General features: G+C 56.9%; 24 protein-coding genes. 19 read left to right on the forward strand and 5 right to left on the reverse strand.

What is annotated here, in order from left to right; translation table 11 throughout:
- Window positions 1-42 precede the first annotated feature (42 nt).
- From iscU to AWT75_RS20990, 19 genes are all read left to right on the forward strand, one after another.
- Window positions 43-426 carry a Fe-S cluster assembly scaffold IscU gene (gene iscU / locus AWT75_RS15545; RefSeq protein WP_045848182.1) on the forward strand — a complete coding sequence of 128 codons (384 nt, stop codon included), beginning with the start codon at window positions 43-45 and terminating at the stop codon, window positions 424-426.
- A gap of 12 nt (window positions 427-438) precedes the next feature.
- On the forward strand, window positions 439-762 hold the full coding sequence (gene iscA / locus AWT75_RS15550) for an iron-sulfur cluster assembly protein IscA (RefSeq protein ID WP_045848183.1): 324 nt from the start codon (window positions 439-441) through the stop codon (window positions 760-762).
- Between the two features lie 78 nt (window positions 763-840).
- Window positions 841-1,374: a Fe-S protein assembly co-chaperone HscB gene (gene hscB, locus AWT75_RS15555; protein WP_045848184.1), complete on the forward strand. Its 534-nt coding sequence runs from the start codon at window positions 841-843 to the stop codon at window positions 1,372-1,374.
- Between the two features lie 58 nt (window positions 1,375-1,432).
- Window positions 1,433-3,292 carry a Fe-S protein assembly chaperone HscA gene (gene hscA / locus AWT75_RS15560; RefSeq protein WP_062790246.1) on the forward strand — a complete coding sequence of 620 codons (1,860 nt, stop codon included), beginning with the start codon at window positions 1,433-1,435 and terminating at the stop codon, window positions 3,290-3,292.
- Window positions 3,293-3,301: 9 nt separating this feature from the next.
- Window positions 3,302-3,643 carry an ISC system 2Fe-2S type ferredoxin gene (gene fdx, locus AWT75_RS15565; protein WP_045848186.1) on the forward strand — a complete coding sequence of 114 codons (342 nt, stop codon included), beginning with the start codon at window positions 3,302-3,304 and terminating at the stop codon, window positions 3,641-3,643.
- A gap of 62 nt (window positions 3,644-3,705) precedes the next feature.
- The gene (gene iscX, locus AWT75_RS15570; protein ID WP_045848187.1) at window positions 3,706-3,900 is read left to right on the forward strand and encodes a Fe-S cluster assembly protein IscX; all 195 of its coding nucleotides are present in this window, start codon (window positions 3,706-3,708) and stop codon (window positions 3,898-3,900) included.
- Window positions 3,901-4,067: 167 nt separating this feature from the next.
- Complete coding sequence (locus tag AWT75_RS15575; protein ID WP_062790249.1) at window positions 4,068-4,694, forward strand: glutathione S-transferase family protein; 627 nt, start codon at window positions 4,068-4,070, stop codon at window positions 4,692-4,694.
- 94 nt (window positions 4,695-4,788) lie between these two features.
- Entirely contained in the window at window positions 4,789-5,406 is a 618-nt protein-coding gene (udk, locus tag AWT75_RS15580; protein ID WP_045848206.1) for a uridine kinase, read from the forward strand.
- 519 nt (window positions 5,407-5,925) lie between these two features.
- Entirely contained in the window at window positions 5,926-7,200 is a 1,275-nt protein-coding gene (locus AWT75_RS15585) for an amino acid deaminase (protein ID WP_062790252.1), read from the forward strand.
- Between the two features lie 67 nt (window positions 7,201-7,267).
- Window positions 7,268-8,620, forward strand: coding sequence for a GntT/GntP/DsdX family permease (locus tag AWT75_RS15590; RefSeq protein ID WP_045848190.1), 1,353 nt, complete (start codon window positions 7,268-7,270; stop codon window positions 8,618-8,620).
- A gap of 68 nt (window positions 8,621-8,688) precedes the next feature.
- Entirely contained in the window at window positions 8,689-10,164 is a 1,476-nt protein-coding gene (locus tag AWT75_RS15595; protein ID WP_062790255.1) for an N-acyl-D-amino-acid deacylase family protein, read from the forward strand.
- A 19-nt stretch (window positions 10,165-10,183) separates the two neighbouring features.
- Window positions 10,184-10,570 (forward strand): RidA family protein, encoded by a 387-nt coding sequence (locus AWT75_RS15600; protein WP_178972229.1) that lies wholly within the window; start codon window positions 10,184-10,186, stop codon window positions 10,568-10,570.
- 74 nt (window positions 10,571-10,644) lie between these two features.
- Window positions 10,645-11,553 carry a sugar kinase gene (locus tag AWT75_RS15605; protein ID WP_062790258.1) on the forward strand — a complete coding sequence of 303 codons (909 nt, stop codon included), beginning with the start codon at window positions 10,645-10,647 and terminating at the stop codon, window positions 11,551-11,553.
- Window positions 11,554-11,633: 80 nt separating this feature from the next.
- Window positions 11,634-12,296 carry a tlde1 domain-containing protein gene (locus AWT75_RS15610; protein ID WP_161937762.1) on the forward strand — a complete coding sequence of 221 codons (663 nt, stop codon included), beginning with the start codon at window positions 11,634-11,636 and terminating at the stop codon, window positions 12,294-12,296.
- Between the two features lie 762 nt (window positions 12,297-13,058).
- Window positions 13,059-14,066, forward strand: a complete 1,008-nt coding sequence (locus AWT75_RS20975) for a fimbrial protein (protein ID WP_082696147.1) — start codon at window positions 13,059-13,061, stop codon at window positions 14,064-14,066.
- Between the two features lie 491 nt (window positions 14,067-14,557).
- On the forward strand, window positions 14,558-15,697 hold the full coding sequence (locus tag AWT75_RS21360) for a fimbrial protein (RefSeq protein ID WP_161937763.1): 1,140 nt from the start codon (window positions 14,558-14,560) through the stop codon (window positions 15,695-15,697).
- A 140-nt stretch (window positions 15,698-15,837) separates the two neighbouring features.
- On the forward strand, window positions 15,838-16,887 hold the full coding sequence (locus tag AWT75_RS20980) for a fimbrial protein (RefSeq protein ID WP_082696149.1): 1,050 nt from the start codon (window positions 15,838-15,840) through the stop codon (window positions 16,885-16,887).
- Between the two features lie 491 nt (window positions 16,888-17,378).
- Window positions 17,379-18,506 (forward strand): fimbrial protein, encoded by a 1,128-nt coding sequence (locus AWT75_RS21365; protein WP_161937764.1) that lies wholly within the window; start codon window positions 17,379-17,381, stop codon window positions 18,504-18,506.
- Between the two features lie 514 nt (window positions 18,507-19,020).
- Window positions 19,021-20,073 carry a fimbrial protein gene (locus AWT75_RS20990; RefSeq protein WP_082696151.1) on the forward strand — a complete coding sequence of 351 codons (1,053 nt, stop codon included), beginning with the start codon at window positions 19,021-19,023 and terminating at the stop codon, window positions 20,071-20,073.
- Between the two features lie 175 nt (window positions 20,074-20,248).
- Here AWT75_RS20990 and AWT75_RS15655 read toward each other — a convergent pair whose 3' ends face one another.
- The 5 genes from AWT75_RS15655 to AWT75_RS15675 all read right to left on the reverse strand — a co-directional run.
- Complete coding sequence (locus AWT75_RS15655; RefSeq protein WP_204377072.1) at window positions 20,249-21,067, reverse strand: type 2 periplasmic-binding domain-containing protein; 819 nt, start codon at window positions 21,065-21,067, stop codon at window positions 20,249-20,251.
- 319 nt (window positions 21,068-21,386) lie between these two features.
- Complete coding sequence (locus tag AWT75_RS15660) at window positions 21,387-21,617, reverse strand: formate dehydrogenase subunit delta (protein WP_062790282.1); 231 nt, start codon at window positions 21,615-21,617, stop codon at window positions 21,387-21,389.
- Window positions 21,614-24,484, reverse strand: coding sequence for a formate dehydrogenase subunit alpha (fdhF, locus tag AWT75_RS15665; protein ID WP_062790285.1), 2,871 nt, complete (start codon window positions 24,482-24,484; stop codon window positions 21,614-21,616). Before fdhF ends, AWT75_RS15660 begins: the two co-directional genes overlap by 4 nt.
- Window positions 24,481-26,040, reverse strand: coding sequence for an NADH-ubiquinone oxidoreductase-F iron-sulfur binding region domain-containing protein (locus tag AWT75_RS15670; RefSeq protein WP_062790288.1), 1,560 nt, complete (start codon window positions 26,038-26,040; stop codon window positions 24,481-24,483). Before AWT75_RS15670 ends, fdhF begins: the two co-directional genes overlap by 4 nt.
- On the reverse strand, window positions 26,034-26,255 hold a 222-nt coding region (locus tag AWT75_RS15675; RefSeq protein ID WP_193394094.1), incomplete at its 5' end, for an NAD(P)H-dependent oxidoreductase subunit E. The genes AWT75_RS15670 and AWT75_RS15675, both read right to left, overlap by 7 nt.

Below are 26,255 nucleotides of genomic sequence, written 5' to 3' on the forward strand. Positions count from 1 at the left end.
TGGCTCAGGACAGCCGGGCTCCCGCCAGCAGGAGAGAGAGTCATGGCATACAGCGACAAACTGATGGATCACTACGAAAACCCGCGCAATGTGGGCTCGTTCGAAAAGGGTGATGACACCGTAGGCACCGGCATGGTGGGCGCACCGGCCTGTGGCGACGTGATGAAGCTGCAGATCAAGGTAAACGCCGATGGCGTGATTGAAGACGCCAAGTTCAAGACCTACGGCTGCGGCTCGGCCATTGCCTCGTCTTCCCTGGTGACCGAATGGGTCAAGGGCAAGTCGCTGGATGAAGCCATGGCCATCAAGAACACCGCCATTGCCGAAGAACTGGCCCTGCCGCCGGTAAAGATTCACTGCTCCATCCTGGCAGAAGACGCCATCAAGGCCGCAGTGAGCGACTACAAGCAAAAACACGGCAAGTAAGGAGCTTCGGACATGGCCATCACCCTTTCTGCTAGTGCAGCCAATCACGTCAGCCAGTTCATTGCCAAGCGTGGCAAGGGCCTGGGCATCCGTCTGGGGGTGAAAACCTCCGGCTGCTCCGGCATGGCTTACAAGCTGGAGTTTGTTGATGCCGCCACCGATGACGACATCACCTTCGAAAGCCATGGCGTGACGGTATTCACCGATGCCAAAAGCCTGGCCTACCTGGATGGCACCGAACTGGACTACACCAAGGAAGGGCTGAACGAAGGCTTCAAGTTCAACAACCCCAACGTGAAGAACGAATGTGGTTGTGGCGAAAGCTTCAACGTCTGATTGCCAGACTAGCCCACCTGCGCCGGGCTGCCACCAGTGGCGGCCGGTTGTCACCCTGCAGTCCAGTAGCCCAAGGCCATGACTACCGAATTCTCCCAGGACTTCTTTCAGCTGTTCGGCCTGCCGCGCCGCTTTGTGCTGGATAGCCAGCAACTCGAACAATCCTGGCGCGCCGCCGCCGCCACCGTCCATCCAGACCGTTACGCCAGCAGCCCCGATGCGGAAAAACGCATGGCGCTGATGCAGGCCACCCGGGTGAACGAAGCCTATCAAACCCTGAAAAGCCCGCTGCGCCGCGCCCGTTACCTGCTGTCCCTGCAAGGCCGCGACACCCAGGAAGAAACCAACACCAGCATGCCGGTGGATTTCCTGATGGCGCAGATGGAATGGCGGGAAAGCATCGAAGAAGCGCGCGACGACAGCAATGTCGAGGCACTGGAAGCCCTGTCCGCCAGCTTGCGTCAGGAAAACCGCGCACTGGTGGCGGAACTGGCCAGCGCACTGGATGACGCGGGTGATTTGGACGCCGCCGCCCTGATGGTGCGAAAATTGCGCTTTCTGGAAAAACTGGACCAGGAAATCGGCGACGCCATTGAAACCCTGCTGGGCTGAACCGCCATCCCTGTGCACCTGATGTTAACGCTCACGCGACAACAATAAAGATTCCGTCATGGCTCTACTACAAATCGCCGAACCCGGCCTGTCCGCCGCCCCTCACCAGCATCGACTTGCTGTCGGGATAGACCTTGGCACCACCAACTCGCTGGTCGCCACGGTAAGGAGTGGTTCTGCCACCGTACTGGCCGATGAATTCGGCCGCAGCCTGCTGCCCTCCGTGGTGCGTTACCAGGAAGATGGCTCGGTCACCGTGGGCTATGACGCCCAGCGCCAGCAGAACCATGACCCGCACAATACCATCACCTCGGTAAAACGCTTCATGGGCCGCGGCCTGTCCGACATCAAGGACGCCGGCAGCCTGCCCTACCGTTTTGTCGACGCCCCCGGCATGGTGCAGCTGCATACTGCCGCCGGGGTGAAAAGCCCGGTTGAAGTTTCTGCCGACATCCTGCGCGCGCTCACCCAGCGTGCCGAAGCCAGCCTGGGGGGCGAGTTGACCGGCGCGGTGATTACCGTCCCGGCTTATTTTGACGACGCCCAGCGCCAGGCCACCAAGGATGCAGCCCGCCTCGCCGGTCTGACCGTACTGCGCCTGTTGAACGAACCTACTGCCGCCGCCATTGCCTACGGGCTGGATAACGGTGCCGAAGGCACGTATGTGGTGTACGACCTGGGTGGTGGTACGTTCGACATTTCCATCCTCAAGCTCACCCGTGGCGTGTTTGAAGTACTGGCCACCAGCGGCGACTCCGCGCTGGGCGGCGACGACTTCGACCACCGCGTGTATTGCTGGATTCTGGAACAGGCCGACCTGCACGGCCTGTCGGCCCAGGACACCCGTCTGCTGCTGACCCGCGCCCGCGAGGCCAAGGAAGCACTGACCGAACACAGCGACACCCGCATCACTGCCATTTTGTCCGATGGCCATGCCATCGACCTGACGCTGGATCAGGACACCTTCCGCCGCATCACCAAAACCCTGGTGGACAAAACCCTGCTGCCGGTCCGCAAGGCACTGCGCGACGCCGACATCAGCGCCGAAGACGTCAAGGGCGTGGTGATGGTGGGTGGAGCCACCCGCATGCCGCACATCCAGAAAGCCGTGGCTGATTTCTTTGGCCAGCCGCCGCTGACCAATCTGGACCCGGACAAGGTGGTGGCACTGGGTGCTGCCATCCAGGCCAATGTGCTGGCCGGTAACAAGGGCGAGGATGAATGGCTGCTGCTGGATGTGATTCCGCTGTCGCTGGGCATCGAAACCATGGGTGGCCTGACCGAAAAGATCATCCCGCGCAACAGCACCATCCCGGTGGCGCGTGCGCAGGAGTTCACCACCTTCAAGGATGGCCAGACCGCCATGTCCATCCATGTGCTGCAAGGTGAGCGCGAACTGGTGGCTGACTGTCGCAGCCTGGCGCAATTCGTGCTGCGCGGCATTCCGCCCATGGTGGCTGGTGCCGCCCGCATCCGCATTACTTTCCAGGTGGATGCCGACGGTCTGCTGGCAGTATCTGCCCGCGAAATGACCAGCGGTGTGGAAGCCAGCATCGAAGTCAAACCGTCCTACGGCCTGTCCGACGACGCCATCAGCCAGATGCTGAGCGACTCGCTGGCCCATGTGCAGGACGATATCGAGGCACGCAAGCTGCGCGAGGCCATTGTCGATGCCGACAGCCTGCGCGATGCCACCCTCACCGCCCTGCAGATTGACGGCGACCTGCTGTCCGCCGACGAGACCGCCGCCATCCGCCTGGTGCTGGACGAACTGCAAGCCGCCGTCGCCAGCCAGACCACGCTGGCGGTCAACCAGGCCACCCATTGCCTGAACAAGGCCACCGAAGACTTTGCCGCCCGCCGCATGGACCGCAACATCCAGCGCGCACTCAAGGGCCAGAACATTGCCGAGCTATAAGGACAACCCATGCCACGCCTGATTGTGCTGCCCCACGCCGACCTCTGCCCCGAAGGCGCGGTGATCGACGACGCCGAAACCGGCAAGAACATCTGTGAAGTACTGCTGGAACACGACATCGAAATCGAACACGCCTGCGAGCTGTCCTGTGCCTGCACCACCTGTCACTGCATCGTGCGTGAAGGTTTCGATTCGCTGAACGAAGCGGACGAGCTGGAAGAAGACATGCTGGACAAGGCCTGGGGGCTGGAAGCCCAGTCCCGTCTGTCCTGCCAGGCCGTGATTGGCGAGGAAGACCTGGTAGTGGAGATTCCGCGCTACACCATCAACCACGCCCGCGAACACCACTAAGACCCCCGCCTCCGGCAAGCTGGATCAAACCCGTTGCCGGACGGAGCTTGCAGGAGAACACAATGAAATGGACCGACGTTAACGACATCGCCATCGAACTGGTGGAAACCTACCCCGATGTCGACCCCAAGACCGTGCGCTTTGTCGACCTGCACAACTGGGTGGTGGCGCTGCCCGACTTCAACGACGACCACAGCCGTGGCGGCGAGCGTGTGCTGGAGGCCATCCAGCAAGCCTGGATCGACGAGGCCGAATAAGCGCCCCGCCATGTAACACCGATACCGCAAAGCCCGGCCATGCCGGGCTTCTTCATTGCTACTCCTCACTCCCCGTCACGCTGGCTGACTATGACAGCCTGCTATAAGATGGTTCATCCCCCTACCCTGCCGCCATGTCCTGGTGGTGCCGTCATGGAGTCTGAACCATGTTTACCCTGATCATCGGCAACAAAAACCTTTCATCCTGGTCGCTGCGTCCCTGGCTGGTACTGAAAACGCTGGGCGAACCTTTCGAAGAAAAACACATCGACCTCACCGCCAGCGACAGCAAGGCCCGCATTCTGGCCTGCAACCCGGCCGGCAAGGTTCCGCTGCTGATCGATCAGCAACTGCGTATCACCGACAGCCTGGCCATCTGCGAATACCTGGCCGACTGTTTCCCGGCCGCCGGGCTGTGGCCGGATGACATCGCCAGCCGCGCCATGGCGCGCTCCGCCGTGGCCGAAATGCACAGCGGCTTTCAGGCCTTGCGCAGCGAGCTGCCGATGAATGTCTGTGCCGACAACGTCGGCTTTGTACCCAGCGCAGCCGCCCAGGCAGACATCGACCGCATCATCAGCCTGTGGGAAGGCCTGCGTCAGCAAAACCAGCATAACGGCCCCTTCCTGTTTGGCCACTTCACCATTGCCGACGCCTTCTTCGCCCCGGTGGTGTGGCGCTTTGTCAGCTACCATGTCGCGCTTGACGGCCATGCTGCCGACTATGTCAGACACATGCAGCAACTGCCGGCCATGCAGGAATGGCATGTTGCAGCCAAAGCGGAAGCACAATAGGCCGGAAATGCCGCATTTCTGATGGAACAACGCGCCATAAGTCATTAGAATGGCGCGTTTTTTTCATGCCTTCGCGCAGCAAGAGGTTCACAGCATGACTACCCCGTTCATCATTGGCGTTGCCGGCGGCAGCGGCAGCGGCAAGACCACGGTCACCGCCAAGGTACTGGAAACCGTAGGCCCGGACATGGCGGCAGTCATCGTGCAGGACTACTACTACCGGGACCAGGCCCATCTGACTTTCGAACAGCGCCTCGCTACCAATTACGATCACCCGCATGCCTTCGACTGGCCCTTGCTGATCGAGCATATTGAAGACCTGCTGGCCGGACGCGCCATCGAGATGCCGGTGTATGACTTCACCCATCACACCCGCGCCGCCGAAACCATCACGGTGAAACCGGCACCGGTCATCGTGATCGAGGGTTTGTTCCCGCTGTACGATGCCGCGCTGCGCGACATGATGTCGCTGAAAATCTTCGTGGATACCGACCCGGACGTGCGCTTCATCCGCCGACTGCAACGCGATATCCGCGAGCGTGGCCGCACCGTGGACCATGTGATCGAACACTATCTGGCCACCGTACGCCCCATGCACAACCAGTTCATCGAACCCACCAAGCGTTTTGCCGACGTGATTCTGCCGCACGGTGCCAACGACCCGGCGGTGGACATCATCACCACCAAGGTGGCCAGTCTGATCAACAGTTAGCAAGCGCTGACAGAAAACCTGCGGCGGGCCTTGCCCCAGGAACAGAACGCGGTTATCAGCCGCGCCAGCTGCCGACCTTCCAGTCTGTGTGGCCGCACATGCAGGGCTGTCATCGCCAACGGTGACAGCCACCTCCCGCTGCATGCGGCAATGCAACAATCTCCTCCTCGCCTGTCCTCCCCCTTTGCGCTGCCGTTTGCCTGCCTCTCGCACCTCGTGCTCCAGCCCCTTTAGCTTTTCGTAAAAAAGATCCGCTTTTTCAATGACTCATCACGCCATCGCATAGCCTCTGCATGGATAAGCAGTAGTTTCACCTGTCGGGAAGGGCTGGAAGGTACATCCTTTTGGCCAGATGCCAGTCCCGCCTGCTTGCTGGAAAGTCTCTCCTCCTGCCGTGCGCAATCATGCAGCACCCGGTACTTATCCACAGCGAGCCGTACACTGGCCAGTCCGCCAGTACCACCCCGAGCCACGCCTCACTCGCTGTGTTTTTTCAAAGCAATGGCGAGGAGAACCCCCATGGCAGCGCATCCACTGCGGGAAAAGCCGCTCAACACAGCTACCAAAGGCCTGGGCCACAGCCCGGACGCCTGCACCTTACAAGACGTTGCCAGCCTGGGCTGGAACATCCTGCGCGAAGAAGTCAGCCTGCCGGTTGCCGTATTACGCCAGAGCCGCATGCAGCACAATCTGCGCTGGATGCAGGACTTCATGCAGCGCTATGGCGTAAAACTGGCCCCGCATGGCAAAACCACCATGAGCCCGGCGCTGTTCCACCTGCAGCTGGAGCACGGCGCATGGGGCATCACCCTGGCCACCGCGCCCCAGGTACAGGCCGCCTGGCAGCATGGCATCCGCCGTGTGCTGCTGGCCAATCAACTGGTGGGCAAGGGCAATATGGCCATCATTGCCCGACTGCAACAGGCAGACCCGGACTTCAGCTTCTGCTGCATTGTCGACTCTGCCGCCAACGTTGATGCACTCGGTGAATACTTTGCGGCCAGCGGCCAGCAACTGCGCATTCTGCTGGAATACGGTGTGGAAGGCGGTCGCACCGGCATCCGCTCCCCGCAACAGGAAGAAGCCGTGCTGGCAGCCATCGCCCGCTGGCCGCAATCGCTCCGTCTGGTCGGTGTGGAAATCTACGAAGGCGTACTGCAACAGGAAGCGGATATCCGTGCCTTTTTGCAAACGGTGCTGGCCAGAACCCGCGAACACGCCGCCCGCGGCCTGTTTGCCGAAGAAAACATCATTCTGAGTGGTGCCGGTTCTGCCTGGTACGACGTGGTGGCGGATGAGTTTTCCGGCTTCAACCCGGGCAAGCCGGTGGACATCCTGCTGCGACCGGGCTGCTACCTGACCCACGATGTCGGCATCTACCGTCAGGCCGAGCAACGCATCCAGAGCCAGAACCCCATCGCCCGTGACATGGGCAGCAGCCTGCTGCCGGCATTGCAGTTATGGGCCTATGTGCAATCGGTGCCGGAACAAGGCCGCGCCATCATTGCCCTGGGCAAGCGCGATGCAGCCTTTGACGCCGGGCTGCCGCAGGTATCGCTGCATTTCCGTCCCGGACGGGACCAGGCGCCGCAGGAAGCACCCGCCGACTGGATGGTCGCCAGCATGATGGACCAGCACGCCTTCATGCGCATTCCCGCCGATGCCGACCTGCAGGTGGGCGACATGCTCGCTTTCGAAATATCCCACCCCTGCCTCACCTTCGACAAATGGCGCCAGCTGCTGCTGGTGGATGACCAGCTGAATGTCAACGGCGTGGTGGAAACCCTGTTCTGACACCAATAAAGACCGCCCCCGCCCAAGCGGGAGGCGGCATTGCCCCTGCACCACTAAGGAGAAGTACATGACCCCAGTTCTGGGCAGCCAGTTGCTGCTGTATGCCGCCATCGCCATCATCGCGCTGGTGGTACTGATCGCCCGCTACCGCATCAACCCGTTCATTGTGCTGACCGTGGTTTCCATCGGTCTGGCCCTGGCTGCACAAATGCCGGCCAAGGACATCATGGCCGCCTATGAAACCGGGGTAGGCAAAACCCTGGGCCATATCGCGCTGGTGGTGGCACTGGGCACCATGCTGGGCAAGATGATGGCCGAATCCGGCGGTGCCGAACGCATTGCGCTGACGCTGATCGACAAATTCGGCGAAAAGAACGCGCACTGGGCCATGGTGTGCATCGCCTTTGTCTGCGGCCTGCCGCTGTTTTTTGAAGTGGGCTTTGTCCTGCTGATTCCGATTGCCTTCACCGTAGCCAAGCGGGCCGGTGTCTCCATGCTGCTGGTCGGCCTGCCCATGGTGGCCGGTTTGTCAGTGGTGCATGGGCTGGTGCCACCGCACCCAGCCGCCATGCTGGCGGTGGGCGAATATGGCGCACAGGTTGGCAAGACGGTGTTCTACGCCATCATCGTCGGCGTACCCACTGCCATCATTGCCGGCCCTCTGTTTGCCAAGTTCATTGCGCCGCATATCCAGCTGCCGGCGGAAAACCCCATCGCACTGCAATTTACCGAGCGCGAAGCCGCCCCGCGTGAGCTGCCGGGTTTTGGCATCACCATTTTCACCATCTTGCTGCCGGTATTCCTGATGCTGCTGGGCGGCTGGGCCAATGTACTGACCGAAAAAGGCAGTGCCATGAACGGCCTGCTGCAATTCATCGGCAACTCGGTGATTGCCTTGCTGCTGGCCACGCTGGTGAGCTTCTGGACGCTGGGTCTGGCCCGTGGCTTCAGCCGTGACGACATTCTCAAATTCACCAATGAATGCCTGGCCCCTACCGCAGCCATCACCTTGCTGGTGGGTGCCGGTGGCGGCCTTAACCGCATCCTGATTGAAACCGGCGTTACCAAGGAAATCATCGCCTTGTCGGCAGAATTCCAGCTCTCCCCCTTGCTGCTGGGCTGGTTGCTGGCGGTGCTGATGCGCGTGGCAACCGGTTCGGCCACCGTGGCCATGACCACCGCTGCCGGCATTGTCGCCCCCATCGCCATGGCCAGCGGCTACCCGCACCCGGAACTGCTGGTGCTGGCCACCGGTGCAGGGTCGCTGATCCTGTCCCACGTCAACGATGGCGGTTTCTGGCTGGTGAAGGAGTATTTCAACATGACCGTGGTGCAGACCCTGAAAACCTGGACCGTGCTGGAAACCCTGATTTCCGTGGTTGCCTTTGTGCTGACCCTGGGGCTGGCCCAAGTCCTCTGAGCAACCTCGTCTAGCACCGGTTGGCAGCAAAACCGCCAGCCAACCGGTGAGCCCGCAGGAGAAACCCCATGCAGACTTTTGATACCCTGATCCGCCAGGTCAATCTGGTCGATGGCAGTGGCACACCGGCTCGCTGTTGTGATGTGGGCATCAGCCAGCAACGTATCAGCCTGATTGGAGATGCCAGTCAGCATACTGCCATCCATGAAATCGACGGCCGCGGCCTGACACTGGCACCCGGCTTCATCGACGTCCACACCCATGACGACACCATGGTGATCCGCCAGCCACAGATGCTGCCCAAGCTCAGCCAGGGCATCACCACCGTGATTGTCGGCAACTGCGGCATCAGTGCATCGCCCGTCAGCCTGAAAGGCGAACCGCCAGACCCGATGAATCTGCTGGGCCCGCAGGAAGCTTTCCGTTATCCGCGTTTTGCCGACTACCGCGCTGCGGTGGAGCAGGCCGAACCCGCCGTCAATGTAGCCGCGCTGGTGGGCCATACCGCCTTGCGCAGCAATCACCTGGACCGGCTGGATCGTACCGCCAGCCCGGACGAAATCATCGCCATGCGCGCACAGCTGGCTGAAAGCCTGCGCGATGGCGCACTGGGACTAAGCACGGGCCTGGCTTATGCATCAGCCTTCAGTGCCGACAGCAGCGAAGTAGAACAACTGGCAGCGGAGCTCAATAACAGTGGTGGGATTTACACCACCCACCTGCGCAGCGAGTTCGAACCCGTGCTCGAAGCGATGGACGAAGCCTGGCAAGTAGGCCGACATGCCAACAGCCCGGTCATCGTGTCGCACATGAAATGCGCCGGCAAAGGCAACTGGGGGCGCAGCCCGCAACTGCTGGCTTCGCTGGAGAATGCTGCCCGCCAGCAGCAGGTAGGCTGTGACTGTTACCCCTACTCCGCCAGCTCCTCCACGCTGGACCTCAAACAAGTCACCAGCGATTTCGAGATTTTCATCACCTGGTCCACCCCGCATCCGGAAATGGCCGGCCAAACCCTGCAAGCCATTGCTGAACAATGGCAGCTGCCCTTGATGGATGCCGCGCGCAAGCTGCAACCGGCAGGCGCGGTGTATCACGGCATGGACCCGGCAGACGTCGAGCGCATTCTCAGCCACCCGCTCACCATGGTGGGCTCGGACGGTCTGCCGGAAGACCCGCTCCCCCATCCGCGCTTGTGGGGCGCGTTCCCACGCGTACTGGGTCACTACTGCCGTGAACGCAAGCTGTTCAGCCTGGAAACCGCCATTCACAAGATGACCGGCCTGTCGGCCAGCCGCTTTGCGCTGGATGAGCGCGGCCTGATCCGCCCTGGTTACTGGGCCGACTTGGTGCTGTTTGATGCCGCCACCATTCATGACACCGCCAGCTTCCACTCACCGGTACAGCCCGCACAAGGCATTGTCGCGGTCTGGGTAAATGGCACGCTCAGCTGGCAGCACACGGCACCTACCGGCGCGCGGGCCGGGCGCTTTTTGCCGCGCACCCGTGACATCCGTACCACCTTTCCCGTTACTCCCACACTGTAAGAATGCAAGGAAACCCATCATGAGCGATCTGAAACGCTATGGCATTGCCGGTGGCACCGGTGGCCAGACCATGCCCTTTGCCCGCGCGGTACAAGCCGCTGACGGCTGGCTGTATGTATCCGGCCAGACCCCGATGGTGAACGGCGAAGTGATTGAAGGCGGCATTGTCACCCAGTCACACCAGTGCATCCAGAATGTGATGGCCATACTGAAGGAAGCCGGTTATGGCCCTGAGCATGTGGTGCGTTGCGGAGTGTGGCTGGATGACACCCGTGACTTTGCCTCGTTCAACCGGGTATTCCTGCAGTATTTTGGCGAACATCCGCCCGCCCGCGCCTGCGTTCAATCCAGCATGGTGATTGACTGCAAGGTGGAAGTGGACTGCATCGCCTACAAGAAACCCTAAGTCAGAACCCGGTCCCGCTTGGCCATTGTCTGCATGACAACGGCCACGCATCCCGTCACAGGAAAGACAGCACCATGCATATTGCCTGCCTTGGTGAAGGCATGATCGAACTGAGCGGTCAGCCGCTACAGCGCCGTTTTGGCGGCGACACCCTGAACACCGCCATCTATCTGGCCCGCGTGCTGGCCGGCAGTCCCCATCAGGTGCGCTATCTGACCGGCATGGGGCAGGACAGCCTCAGCCGCCAGCTGTTGGCCGACTGGCAAGCCGAAGGCGTGGATGTCAGCCATATCGTCATCCAGCCGGGCAAGCTGCCCGGCCTCTATATGGTAGAAACCGATGCCCGTGGCGAGCGCAGCTTCCTCTATTGGCGCAACGACAGTGCCGCACGCCATTACTTTGCCTCTGGCATCGACTTTGCCAGCCTGCTGCACACCGCACAGTTGCAGGCCATTTACCTGTCAGGCATTTCGCTGGCGCTGTTCAACCAGCACGAACGCCAACGCCTGCTGGATGCCCTGCGCGACTTCTCCCGCGATGGCGGCAAAATCTGGTTTGACAACAACTTCCGCCCCTCGCTGTGGAACACGGCACAGGCACGTGCCGGTCACGAAGCCATCCTGGCGCTGGCCGATGTCGCCCTGCTGACCCTGGATGACGAACAGGCGCTCTACGGGCCGGAAAGTGCAGAAGCCGTCGCCGAACGCACGCTGGCGCTGGGCTGCAAGGAAGTGGTGATCAAGCGCGGTGGCGAACCCTGCCTGCTGGCCAGTTCCGGCCTGCGCGAGGAAGTGTTCGCCACTGCCGTGCCACAAGTGGTGGATACCACCGCCGCTGGTGACTCCTTCGCCGCAGGCTATCTGGCAAGCCGCGTGTTGGGCTATCCGCCCGCCCAGGCTGCAGGTTTTGCCCACCGCCTGTCTGCCGCCGTGATAGCCCACAGCGGCGCCATCATCCCGCGCCAAGCCATGCCGCAGCGCTGATTGAATCACCTCCAACACCGGCAACTCGCCGGTGTTTTGCTTTTGATAGATCACGCATGGCATGCATCAGGAGGCTGTCGATGGACGTGTATAGCTTGCGTAATAATCATTACTTTATGAGAACACTGCGCGAGCAGGCCCGGCATGCTCTGCATGGTGATACTTACCGTTTCACCGATCAGGAACTGTTTGACCTGATGAAGGTGGAAGAACATTTCAGGGAATGGCAGCGCAGGCAAGCCAGCTTGTTGTTCGATGGTGAAATCCTGTTTTGGCAAGAAGCCGGTCAGGAAAGAAAATGGACCGCTTATTCTGGTCGTGAAGGCTATTGGTCGCCGAAGTTTCAAAACCTAAGGGATAAAGGACCGATTCCTGAAGGCAGCTATCTGCTTAAACAGAGTGAGTTTTATCCTTGGGAAGGAACAGACTCATTTAGTCGCCTGATCTGTTTTACTGGTTGGCTTCAGTTGAAACTGGGGAAATGGCCTGGATGTAGGACAGCATGGGGTGAACAACGAATAACATTGATTCCTCAGGCACATACTAATGTCCATGGCCGTCATGGCTTCGCCATTCATGGAGGTAAATCTCCAGAGTCAGCGGGGTGTGTTGATTTGACCAATAGCATGGACAGTTTTGCAGAATATTTCCAGCACTATGGGAAGGATATGTTGCTGGAAGTGCGTTACAAGCACCTACCTGATGGACAAGGCTACCACCGCAGCCGGTTAGAACAAAATTAGGCCATGATCAAAAATACATATAGCATTAAAGCCAGCCTGCTGCATGGATTAAAACTGTTGTTCAGTCTTTATCTGCTTTTTCTTATGATAACAGGTGGACTGTATAATATATTATCACCATTTAATGAAACACCAGACTACCATAGAGTCTTTCTACTCTTCGAGCAATTTTCTTATCCGCCTCAATATTATCACTACAAAAAATACCTGGAGATAGTCATTTATTATGGCTGGGCCGTATTTGATATCATCGCAGCAGGACTAGCTCTGTTAATGCTATGGCGACCCATTCAAATAAATAACAAGTGGCTGTTATGGCTGCCATTCATTATCAATACATCAATATTTTTTTACTTTTGCCTGATCATGTATCGCGTGCTGTAGTGGCGACAGATTAACTTACTGGACGACACCCAGCATTTATACAACACAGCAAGAAAGCAAGCCCTATCAAAAGTGCACTCAAGCGACTCACGAATGGACTAATTCGATCACAGCCAACTCACCCGAACCATCTCTTTTATTGCAAAATCAAACAACTTCACCAGCACATCCACCGTTTTCCTCTTACCGACAATATCATCATTCAAAAAATTATGAATTGTCCATATTGCAGCAAAGAATTTTCCCAATAAAACACATGGCATATACTGATAGCATTCACCAGACATCCGGTAAAAATCAATCCGGAACATAACAACACACAGCAATAAAACACAGGCAGGACAATCAAATCAACATAAATCACATGGCAAACAGCATATGAAAAAACATATCACTCTAGCCGCCCTTATATTTTTTTCATTCCTCAACAATGCCTATGCAATTACCTGCGCGACCAATAACGCATCAGGATTAAATTATCACACTGCAACCTTATCAGGAATTTCCCCGCCAGCATTCAACCCAAATGCTTATGCAGTCGGCGATATCATTTATAGCGCAACCGGATCAGTTATAATCAATAACTTTAATGGCTCATCCCCTCAATTTAAATGTGATGCATCTTGGATTTGGTACAACCTATCAACGATGGGCGTAGCAATTAATAACATTTATCCGACATCTATCAACGGACTTGGCCTTCGCGTCAAAGAAGCCCAATATTGGCCTTATCTGAGCACAGGACAACAGCCGGCTAATCAATACATTTCATTTGGTCCTAACTACGGGATAACAATACAACTAGTTAAAACTGGAGAAATATCGGCTAGTGGCAGTATCAGCGGCGTGTTTGGTGGCAGTACGGCAAATACGGCAAACGGTCCGTGGCTGATCAAGATTTCCTGGGCCAGCCCCGTTGTTGTAATGCCTACGATACCTACTTGTACCGTCAGCACACCAAACATCACCGTCCCCTTATTGAACCCATCCACTACAACATTCAGGGGCATTGGCTCCACCTTCGGCATGCGGCAATTCCAGATTGGCCTGGCATGTACGGGTGGCAGTATGGGTACCAGTACCAATAGCTATATCACCTTCACGGACTTGAACCAGCCGGGTAATACCTCCACCACCCTGACACTGGCGGGTGGTACTGGCGCGGCGACTGGCCTTGGCTTGCAGATTCTGAATAACGGCACGCCAATTGGCTATGGGCCGGATTCCAATGCACCCGGCAATACCAATCAATGGAAAGTTGCCAATATTGCACAAGGAGTCAGCAGCTATTTGATTCCGCTGGGTGTACGTTACATCCAGACCGGCAGCACCGTTACCCCAGGTACTGTCACCGGGCGTGCCACCTTTACCATGAGCTATCAATGACGGGACTGGCGCCTATCCGGTACGAACTGCACAACCGTGCGCCGGTACCGCAGCGGCCTTCACCAGCCTTTCTTGGCGGATGGTGTCGGTATAAGGCCGTGAAACTGCCGACACGCTCGGCCTGCTAGCGGCCCTGCAGCACGAATCAGGCAATGGCTTGCTGGCTGGGAAATTGACTGGAAACACACAGTCATGGCCCTGCGGATGAAGGAGGATCTGTAAGTGAGGCCTGCCCCATCCTCTTCTGCCCTCTGCGCGGCATCTACCCACAGCGGCGGCACATTCTGCAGTCGCCAGTACCCTCCCGTTTGCTGCGGATTTTTCATGAATATCTTGAGAATATTCCTAGAATAAAAAATACATTCCGTAGCTATGCTGCAAATTCGCTTTGTACCGCTCAGCCGCCTGGTGGCTGTCCAGATACCGCAAGTTGCCCTGCACTAGCCCAGCCATTACGGCGAAACCATATTTGCCAGATGCAGCATACGTTGATGAGAGTATTAAAAATGAATTTAGTAGATCGCAAAAGACATAGCGGCATTACTGCGAAGAATGTTCTACCTTACCTTGTATTTTCTCTATTGGTGCTATTTTATTCTACAGCAGCACAGGCATTGAATGGCCCATGCCAACTTACGGCTAGGCCTGAGGTTGGACCAAGATCCCTAAACACATTACTCAACATCAAGAATAACACCCCGATCAATAGTCAGATAGGTAATGAAGTTATTATTTCAGCCCCTCTTTTTGGTTGCCAACTTAATACAAACTCAAATACAAAATTACCAGCCGACACTGGGCTATCCTATGTACTAGCATCATCACCACCGACTATAACAATTAATAATAAAACAGTGATTCCAACATTAACACCAAGCATTGGTGTAGCTATAGGCATTGAGCCATTCGCATGTCCAAGTGTCGGAACCGTCTGGATCAGCAGTTCAAGCATGAGCCAACCTACATTCGTATGCAATATTGGCAATACTTATCCAGCAGCAAGTTCTATCGGAAACTATCATTATATTTTTTACAAACTCTCTAATGACACCCCAAGCTCCGGCACATTAAAATTACCTCGGCTGGACATAATGGTCTACTTTATCAATGGCAACATTTACAGCAACATAGATTATAGTGAAAGCACTACAGTCACTACAACATACTCATTTAGTACAGTCCCTACCTGTGCCGTCAGCACCCCGTCCATTACTGTGCCACTCAATAATATGCTGAGCAGCAGCTTCAAGGGGGTGGGGTCTGTATCTGCCACGCAGAATTTCCAGATCGGCCTGTCTTGCTCTGGTGGCAATAGCGGCACCAGCAGCAATACTTATATTACCTTTACCGATAATAACCAGCCTGGCAATACCAGCACCACCCTGACACTGGCGGGTGGTACTGGCGCGGCGACTGGCCTTGGCTTGCAGATTCTGAATAACGGCACGCCAATTGGCTATGGGCCGGATTCCAATGCACCCGGCAATACCAATCAATGGCAGGTGGCTAATATTTCACAAGGGGTTAGCAGCTATTTGATTCCGCTGGGTGTGCGTTACATCCAGACCGGCAGCGCCGTTACCCCCGGCGCAGTCACCGGCCGTGCCACCTTTACCATGAGCTATCAATGACAGTGAGATCATAGCATACAGCACTATCTTGAATTACTCGCGTGCAGAAACTCCCCTGACAATAAATAGCACAATACACTATACAGTACTGGAAATGCTCCTGTTCGCATGAAGCATCATTTGATAAAGGAATACCCAGGATGTACTCAGCAGCACAGAAAAAGCAAAGCTCATCCATTTTAAAAAATGCACTTACTAGAATTTTACTTGTACTTGTTTTGTTTTGCTCTGCCCAAACCACATTAGCTACTTGCTCGGCTTTAGACTCAACAAATGGACTAAACTACTACACCTACATAGCAAGTGGATTCAATCCACCCCCTTTTAATCCTTCAAACTACACAATAAACCAAGTCATTTATTCCAAAAATACAACTTTAACCTTAAACAATGGTAGCGGAACCAACAGAATAACATGTACATCCCCATGGTCTACTTACTATATAGGAATCGGAACGGACAACCAAAATATCTATCCAACAGGAATTTCTGGACTAGGTCTACGATTAACGCTAAACAATGGAAAATACCTACCTACTATTGGTAGTACTTTCAGAGCTGGCGAGGTTCGCGATCAGTTGTCATCATTTTCTATATTCATTGAGCTGATAAAAACTGGCAATATTACTACTACAGGTTACTTAATGGATAGATTTATGGAAATCCGCAATTCTTCCACATCAGGAGAACTATTGAATGCGATATCTTGGGGGACACCAATATCCATAACACCAACTATTCCCACCTGTACAGTCAGCACCCCGTCCATTACGGTGCCACTCAATAATATGCTGAGCAGCAGCTTCAAGGGGGTAGGGTCTGTATCTGCCACGCAGAATTTCCAGATCGGCCTGTCTTGCGCTGGTGGCAGTAGCGGCACCAGCACTAATACTTATATTACCTTTACCGATAATAACCAGCCCGGTAATACCAGCACCACCCTGACACTGGCGGGTGGTACTGGCGCGGCGACTGGCCTTGGCTTGCAGATTCTGAATAATGGTACGCCAATTGGCTATGGGCCGGATTCCAATGCGCCCGGCAATACCAACCAATGGAAAGTTGCCAATATTGCACAAGGGGTCAGCAGCTATTTGATTCCGCTGGGTGTGCGTTACATCCAGACCAGCAGCCCCGTTACTCCCGGCACCGTCACCGGCCGTGCCACCTTTACCATGAGCTATCAATGACGGGACTGGCGCCTATCCGGTACGAACTGCACAACAGTACGCCGGTACCGCAGCGGCCTTCAGCAGCCTTTCTTGGCGGATGGTGTGGGCATAAGGCCGTGAAACTGCCGACACGCTCGGCCTGCTAGCGGCCCCGCAGCACGAATCAGGCAATGGCTTGCTGGCTGCGAATTTGACTGGAAACACACAGTCATGGCCCTGCGGATGAAGGAGGATCTGCAAGTGAGGCCTGCCCCATCCTCTTCTGCCCTCTGCGCAGCATCTACCCACAGCGGCGGCGCATTCTGCAGTCGCCAGTACCCTCCCGTTTGCTGCGGATTTTTCATGAATATCTTGAGAATATTCCTAGAATAAAAAATACATTCCGTAGCTATGCTGCAAATTCGCTTTGTACCGCTCAGCCGCCTGGTGGCTGTCCAGATACCGCAAGTTGCCCTGCACTAGCCCAGCCATTACGGCGAAACCATATTTGCCTGATGCAGCATACGTTGATGAGAGTATTAAAAATGAATTTAGTAGATCGCAAAAGACATATCGGCATTACTGCGAAAAATGTTCTCCCTTACCTTGCATTTGCTCTGCTGGTGCTAATTTACTCTACAGCAGCACAAGCACTAAATGGCCCATGCAATTCTCCCAATATTGAAGGTGGCTCATTCACCAACACAAACCTCAATAGATTACTCAGTATAAAAAGCAACACCCCGATCTATAGCCAGATTGGCAGTGAAATTATTGTCTATGGCGGTCTGGTATCTTGTTTTCGAGCAAGCGGCATTCCCGACAATAGTGCATTAAGCTATTCCATCACCTCAAGTTCAGCCATAAAAATTGGCGACAAAACTGTCGTACCAACATCCATTCCCGGCATTGGTGTCGCAGTTGGGATTGAGCAAATTGATTTTTGCCCACCCAATGGCACTTATTGGATCAACAACACAACTTTTTATACCAGGGTATTCGTATGCGATATCAGCAAAATAAAATTAACCGGAATGTCTCATGCATATTATCATTACATTTTTTATAAACTTTCCGATAATATACCAAGCTCTGGTACTTTACAAATACCCGTCGTATATATAGCCGCCTACTACACAGCTGGCAGTAGCAACACAGATTATTCTTTTTCATCTAATATCACAACGCAATTCTCATTCAGCTCAGTCCCCACCTGTGCAGTCAGCACCCCGTCCATTACCGTGCCACTCAATAATATGTTGAGCAGCAGCTTCAAGGGGGTAGGGTCTGTATCTGCCACGCAGAATTTCCAGATCGGCCTGTCTTGCTCTGGTGGCAATAGCGGCACCAGCAGCAATACTTATATTACCTTTACCGATAATAATCAGCCGGGTAATACCAGCACCACCCTGACACTGGCGGGTGGTACTGGCGCGGCGACTGGCCTTGGCTTACAGATTCTGAATAATGGTACGCCAATTGGCTATGGGCCGGATTCCAATGCGCCCGGCAATACCAATCAATGGCAGGTGGCTAATATTTCACAAGGGATCAGCAGCTATTTGATTCCGCTGGGTGTGCGTTACATCCAGACCGGCAGCGCCGTTACCCCCGGCACTGTCACCGGCCGTGCCACCTTTACCATGAGCTATCAATAAGCAGCGTGATTTACTACTCTCCCGATACCCGGAAGAAATGCAATACCCAATATCAAAGAGGCCCTTACGGGCCTCATTTGGCGGATAACTGGCGGCGTGCCTGAAACCGGTTCAGCGCCGCTTCCACCACCAGCTGGTATCCGGCTTCACATTACCGGGCGGTAATTCGGTATTGCTGATTTGTGTGGTTTGCCAGCCGTTGGCAGCCAGCCGCTGCATTCGGCTCCATCCTCATGCCGGGGCAATCTCCATCCGATTCACTGCCGGGCCAGCCACCAGCAGTCACCCCCGTACCAGCACCGCCGCTTCTCTCTGCAAGCTGCACTTCTCACACACGATAAATATATTTCTTACTTGTTTTGAGAATTTTCCTAAACTAAAAAATAAAGTCCATTGCTAGATTTTGAATCTATTCCGTGCATTCACGCGAGCGTTCCACTTCAGACACACCAATCGGCATACCTACGCGACATCACCGTACGCATAGCAAAGCACATAAAGACCGGGATAAATTATGACATCCACACGCAACAAACCAAAACATCCAATCAAGTTACAGATATTAAACTTCTTACTATCCACCCTATTAATTTTCTTTATTATCGACAATAATGCACAGGCTGGATCTTGTTCTAGAACTGCCATAAACCCGGTCACAATCAACCTACCTGCAACCATTAACATTGCCACCATACCTACCAACGCACCCTTGATCACTCCAATAAGCAACTGGATAAGCCTGAATACACCCACCTTTACCGGATGCGTAATAAACAACTTGATTTATTACTATGCAATATCAAGCTATTCTCCGGTCGGCGCAACATACAATGACAATGGAATTATTTATGACATTTACTCATACGCCAATGGAATTGGATTTATCCTATCAGTTCAAAATTCCACGGACCCCACATCCATACCTACGCCATTACGTTATCGTATACCTGTGACCACACAAAAAATAAGTACCGCTGGAGATTACAGCTCTCTATATCGCATTCGTCTTATTCGGTACAGCGCTATACTCCCCGGGGTAACAACAATTCCCCAAATGCAGATATCACAAGCAAGGGATAGCACCCTGAACACTTCACTCCAACAGGATGTATATTTATCCGCTAGCACACTGAGAGTGCAAACCGTCAGCTGCAGTGTAAATACTGTCAATATTTCCGTTCAATTACCCAGTGTTTTGCCATCCCAATTTTCCAGCACTGGCAGCACGGCAGGCAGCACGCCATTCAATATCGTCATTACCTGCCCCAGCGCGGTGAATGTCTATATGACCATGACGGACAATAGCAATCCTGCCTCTACATCAAACATCATTACTGCAGCCAGCGGTTCGACAGCGCAAGGATTGGGAATACAAGTCCGGCAGAATGGTGTGCCTGTTTCCCTGGGCGCTGACTCCAGCATGGCGGGGAATACCAATCAGTTTCTGATTGGCAGCAATATAACAGGCAGCCGGACTATTCCCTTTACTGCCAATTACATCAGAACTGCAGCGGTTACGGTGGGCACACTCAAGGCAGTAGCCACTTTCACCATGTCTTATCAATAAAGACTCGCGCACCTTCCGGCATTGCACCGCTTGTCATGTGACGTAGAAAACAGTATTGACTTTTCCGCTGGCGTTTCTTTGACTTATACATCTACATGAACATGAAAAATGCACCACACCTCTTATGGTAAATGGTGCTTATTTCAATGATTGGCATGGCTGAGCAGGACTTGTCTTAACGCCGCTTCCACCACCAGCTGGTATCCGGCTTCACATTGCCGGGCGGTAATTCGGTATTGCTGATTTGCGTGGTTTGCCAGCCATTGGTGGCCAGCAGCTGGATGGCTTCGGCATGGTGACGCAGGAATAGCGCCTTGAAACTGCCATCGCGCTCGGCCAGTTTAAGACCCTGCAATACGCGTTTGGCCAAGGCTGTGTTTTCCTTGCTGACCCAGAAGTACACCGGGAAAGGAAAATAGATGGCCTTGGTTTTCTCCAGTGTCAGTCCGGGGTAGCGCGGCAGCTGTTCCTGCATTTCGCTGCCCACCTCGTTCAACCCGCGTGGAAGGGCATCAAAACGGCCGGCCGCCAGCATCTCGAACAGGCTTTCATAGCCAATGGATGCCAGCATGTCGTAACCGTTGTTCTTCATGATGGGATAGTCGGCCCACTGGCTGTTAAGGCCCAGCCGGACACTGCTACGGAACTGCTGTGCGTTCATGCCGGCAATGCGGGCAGCATCTTCCTTGCGCACAAAAAACACCCGGTAACCGATGATGCCCTTGAGGATGTCCATGCGCACCGGCTGCAGCAGCTTTTCCCGCTGTGCATTCGGAGCGAAGGCCACCACATCCACCTTGCCGGAACTCAATAGCTGTTCGGCACGCCATTGCGTCACATTGTCCTTGAGCGGTACCAGCGCGTAGTGGCGGTGATCCAGCTTTTCCACATGATCCAGCGCCAGCTTGAGCAAGGCCCAGCGGTAGGTGTAAATGCTGCCGCTGGGGTAATAGCGAATGACATTATCGGCCGCCTGGGCCGGTATGCTCCCCAACAGGCAGCTGAGCGCCAATAGCCGCTTGCACCATGCGTGCCGGCAAGAGAAAAACCTGGAAATACTGGATGATGGCATTGTGTCCCGTCCTGTGCCGCCTTAGCTTACGCAAACAATATGAAAATTCATCGCTGTCTGCGTGAGGGGCAGTCTGTTCCCCCAGCATACTGCAGCACGGGGGAATGACAAGTTTTGTAAAGCGACGGAGTAATGCGAAGTTGGGCCGGTGGCGGCATGGCAACGCGGACGGAAAACCGCAAGGAAGGTTAAAAAGCAATGAGGACGGGATGCGCAGCCTGCTGCCACGCATCCCTTGCCATCAGTGTTGTGCTGCCGGCAATGACAACTTGCGCACGGCCAGGCAGGCCGCCGGGCGCAGGTCGGCTGCTTCGCCCTGCTCCACCGCCTGGGCCAGCCGCTGGCGCATGGCCGGGGCCCAGAAGCGTTGCAGATGGCTGGCGATTTCCGCCGCGGCTTCTTCCTCGCTGCAATCGGCGCTGAAGAAGTCGCTGATCTGATTGGCCATCTTCACCAGATGTGACGGGTTCATTGCACTTCCTCCCCACGGCCTTGCCGCAGCAGTTCCTGTTGCTGACGGCTGAAATGGCGGTAGCGTTGCTGCCATTCCGACGGCTGGTTGACCTTGATGATTTCCACCGCTGTCACCTTGTATTCCGGGCAGTTGGTGGCCCAGTCGGAATTATCCGTGGTGATGACATTGGCCCCGGATTCCGGGAAGTGGAAGGTGGTGTACACCACCCCGGCGGCCACCCGTTCGCTTACCCTGGCGCGCAGCACAGTCTCACCGGCACGGCTGGCCACGCCCACCCAGTCGCCATCGACAATGCCACGGTTTTCGGCATCGGCCGGGTGGATTTCCAGACGGTCTTCCTCGTGCCAGGCCACGTTGTCGGTGCGGCGGGTTTGCGCGCCGACATTGTACTGGCTGAGGATGCGCCCGGTGGTGAGCAGCAGCGGGAAGCGGCCGTTGACGCGCTCTTCGGTCGGTACATAGCGGGTAATCATGAAGCGGCCCTTGCCACGCACGAATTCACCGATATGCATGGTGACCGTGCCATCCGGCGCTGCCGCATTGCATGGCCATTGCAGGCTGCCGTGGCGGTCCAGCGCGGCATAGCTGACGCCGTTGAAAGTGGGCGTCAGGCGGGCGATTTCATCCATGATTTCCGACGGATGGCTGTAGTCCATGGCATAGCCCAAGGCCTGGGCCAGCGCCACGGTGACTTCCCAGTCGGCCTTGCCGCCCAGCGGGTCCATCACCTTGCGCACGCGCGAGATGCGGCGCTCGGCATTGGTGAAGGTGCCGTCCTTCTCCAGGAAGGAGCTGCCCGGCAAGAACACATGGGCGAACTTGGCGGTTTCATTCAGGAAGATATCCTGCACCACCACGCACTCCATGGCCGACAGCGCGGCGGTGACATGTTGGGTGTTGGGGTCGCTCTGCGCGATGTCCTCGCCCTGGCAGTACAGCGCCTTGAAGCTGCCATCCAGCGCGGCCTCGAACATATTGGGAATGCGCAGGCCGGGTTCGTTATGCAGCGACACGCCCCAGGCCTGTTCGAATTCGGCGCGCACCACGTCGTCCGACACATGGCGGTAGCCGGGGAATTCGTGCGGGAAGCTGCCCATGTCGCAGGAGCCTTGCACATTGTTCTGGCCGCGCAGCGGGTTCACCCCCACGCCTTCGCGGCCGATATTGCCGGTGGCCATGGCCAGGTTGGCAATCGCCATCACCGAAGTGCTGCCCTGGCTGTGTTCGGTCACCCCCAGGCCGTAATAGATGGCGGCATTGCCAGCGCTGGCATACAGCCGGGCGGCGGCGCGGATGTCGTCCGCCGCCACGCCGCATACTTCGGCCATGGCTTCCGGTGCGTGTTCCGGCTGGGCGACAAAGTGCCGCCAGTGGCCAAAGGCTGCGCTATCGCAACGGGCGGCGACAAAGTCCTCGTCCAGCAGCCCTTCGGTGACGATGACATGGGCCAAGGCATTGAGCATGGCCACATTGGTGCCGGGGCGCAGCGCCAGATGATGGGCAGCGCGGGCGTGGATGGCGTCCACCAGATCGATACGGCGCGGATCGATGACAATCAGCTGCGCGCCCTGGCGCAGGCGGCGCTTGAGCTGGGAGGCAAATACCGGATGGGCATCGCTGGGGTTGGCCCCGATCACCAGCACCACATCGGCCTGCATCACCGAGTCGAAGCTCTGGGTGCCGGCAGATTCACCCAGCGTCTGTTTCAGGCCATAGCCGGTGGGCGAATGGCAGACGCGGGCGCAGGTGTCGACGTTGTTATTGCCAAAGGCGGCACGCACCAGCTTTTGCACCAGATAGGTTTCTTCATTGGTGCAGCGGCTGGAGGTGATGCCGCCCACCGCGTCGCGGCCATATTTTTGCTGGATGCGGCGGAATTCGCTGGCAGCGTGATTGAGCGCCACTTCCCAGCTGACTTCCTGCCACGGCTCGTCGATGCTGCTGCGTATCATCGGCTTGGTGATGCGGTCCGGGTGGGTGGCATAGCCCCAGGCAAAGCGTCCCTTGACGCAGGAGTGGCCATGGTTGGCCTGGCCGTTCTTGTCCGGCACCATGCGCACCAACTGATTGCCCTTGAGTTCGGCACGGAAGGAGCAGCCCACGCCGCAATAGGCGCAGGTGGTGATGACGCTGCGCTCCGGCTGGCCCCACTGGATGACACTCTTTTCCATCAGCGTGGCGGTGGGACAGGCCTGCACGCAGGCCCCGCAGGACACGCACTCCGAGCCAAGAAAATCCGCTCCGCCCGCCGGGCTGACGCGGGATTCGAAACCGCGTCCGGCAATGGTCAGCGCAAAAGTGCCCTGGGTTTCTTCACAGGCGCGGACGCAACGGTTGCACACGATGCACTTGGACGGGTCGTAATCAAAATAAGGATTGGAAACGTCTTTCTTGTCCTGCAGATGGTTGGCCCCGTCCATGCCATAGCGCACTTCGCGCAGGCCCACCTGCCCGGCCACGGTTTGCAACTCGCAATTGCCATTGGCACTGCAGGTAAGGCAATCGAGCGGGTGGTCGGAGATATACAGCTCCATCACGCCACGACGCAGCCTGGCCAGCTTTTCGCTCTGGGTGCGCACCACCATGCCGGGCGATACCGGTGTGGTACAGGAAGCCGGATAGCCGCGATGGCCGTCGATTTCCACCATGCACATGCGGCAGGAACCAAACGGCTCCAGGCTGTCGGTGGCGCACAGCTTGGGGATGGCGGTGTCCAGCAGCGCCGCCGCGTGCATGACAGAAGTACCCGGCGGCACGCTGATGTTCTGGCCGTCGATGGTAAGGGTGATGCTGGCCTCGCCGGGGCGGGCCGGCGTGCCCATGTCCTTGTTGCAGGATGCACCTGCTCCGCATTGGCAGCTCATCGTGCTTGCTCCTGAGTGTCCAGCCCGAAATCGGCCGGGAAATGACGCATGGCACTTTGCACGGGGAAGGGGGTCATGCCGCCCAGCGCGCACAAGGAGCCGTATTGCATGGTGTCGCACAGATCATCCAGCAGCGCGCGCTGGCGTTCTCGCTCGGCAGCATCCGGTGCCGCCAGCAGCCGCTCGATGACTTCCACCCCACGGGTGGAGCCGATGCGACAGGGCGTGCATTTGCCGCAGGATTCCTCGGCACAGAACTGCATGGCAAAGCGTGCCATCTGGCCCAGGTGCAGGCTGTCATCGCACAGCACCGCACCACCGTGGCCCAGCATGGCGCCAATGGCGGCCAGTGCTTCGTAATCCAGCGGGGTATCAAACTGCGACGGTGGAATCCACGCGCCCAGCGGGCCGCCCAGTTGCACCGCTTTTACCGGCTTGCCGCTGGCAGTACCGCCACCGTAGTCGTGCACCAGCTCGCGCAGAGTCAAACCAAAAGCGCGCTCCACCAGCCCGCCACGCCGTACATTGCCCGCCAACTGGAAAGCCATGGTGCCCAGCGAGCGGCCCATGCCGAAATTGCGATACCACGCAGCCCCGCGTGACAGAATCAGCGGCACCGAAGCCAGCGACAGCACGTTGTGCACCAGGGTGGGCTGGCCGAACAAGCCGTGCAAGGCGGGCAGTGGCGGCTTGGCGCGTACCGTGCCACGGCGGCCTTCCACCGACTCCAGCAGCGAGGTTTCCTCGCCGCAGATATAAGCCCCGGCCCCTTCGCGTACTTCGATATCAAATTCATGGCCGCCGTGGGCCACATCCTCACCCAGATAGCCATGGGCGCGGGCAATGTCGATGGCCTGACGCAGCACGGCAATGGCCGGCGCGTATTCGGAGCGCACATAGATATAGCCACGGCTGGCACCCACCGCCAGGCCGGCAATGGTCATGCCTTCAATCAGCAGGAAGGGGTCGCCCTCCATCAGCATGCGGTCGGCAAAGCTGCCGGAATCGCCCTCGTCGGCATTGCACACCACGTATTTCTGTTCGGCCTGCGCCTGACGCACGGTGCGCCACTTGATACCCGCCGGGAAGGCTGCGCCACCACGGCCACGCAAGCCGGATTCCAGCACCTCGGCCACGATTTCGTCGTGACTCAGCCGCGCCGCGTGCTCCAGCCCCTGATAACCACCGTGAGCCAGATAATGTTCCAGCGACAGCGGGCTGGTGATGCCGGCGCGGGCAAACAGCAGGCGCTGCTGGGTTTTCAGATAGGGCAGCTGTTCCACCAGCCCCACCGACAACAAATGATCGCCATTGGCAGCCAGGTCCACATCCAGCAGGCTGGCCACGTCATCCGGGCTAACTTCACGGTAACCGGCACGGCCTTGCGGAGTGTCCACTTCCACCAGCGGCTCCAGCCAGAACAGGCCGCGCGAGCTGGTGCGCACGATATTGATGTCCAGATTACGGCGTGCGGCTTCGGCGGCGAACGCAGCCGCCACGGCATCCGCACCCACGGCGCAGGCTACCGAATCCATCGGGATATACAGGGTCAGCATTTTGCCTCCTTGCTACAGGATGCCAGCAGGGCGCTGAGTTTTTCCGGCGTGACGCGCGCGTGCAGCTGGCCATCCAGCTGCAAGGCTGGGGCACAGGCACAGGCCCCCAGGCAATACACCGGGCGCAATTCCAGCTGGCCGTCCGCCGTGTGGCCGTGGTCGTCCACCCCCAGTTGCGTGCGCAGCTGGGCGGCCAGCGCCTCGGAGCCCATGCT

Origin of the sequence: Aquitalea pelogenes (assembly GCF_001515305.1) — a bacterium.
Lineage (GTDB): Bacteria > Pseudomonadota > Gammaproteobacteria > Burkholderiales > Chromobacteriaceae > Aquitalea > Aquitalea pelogenes.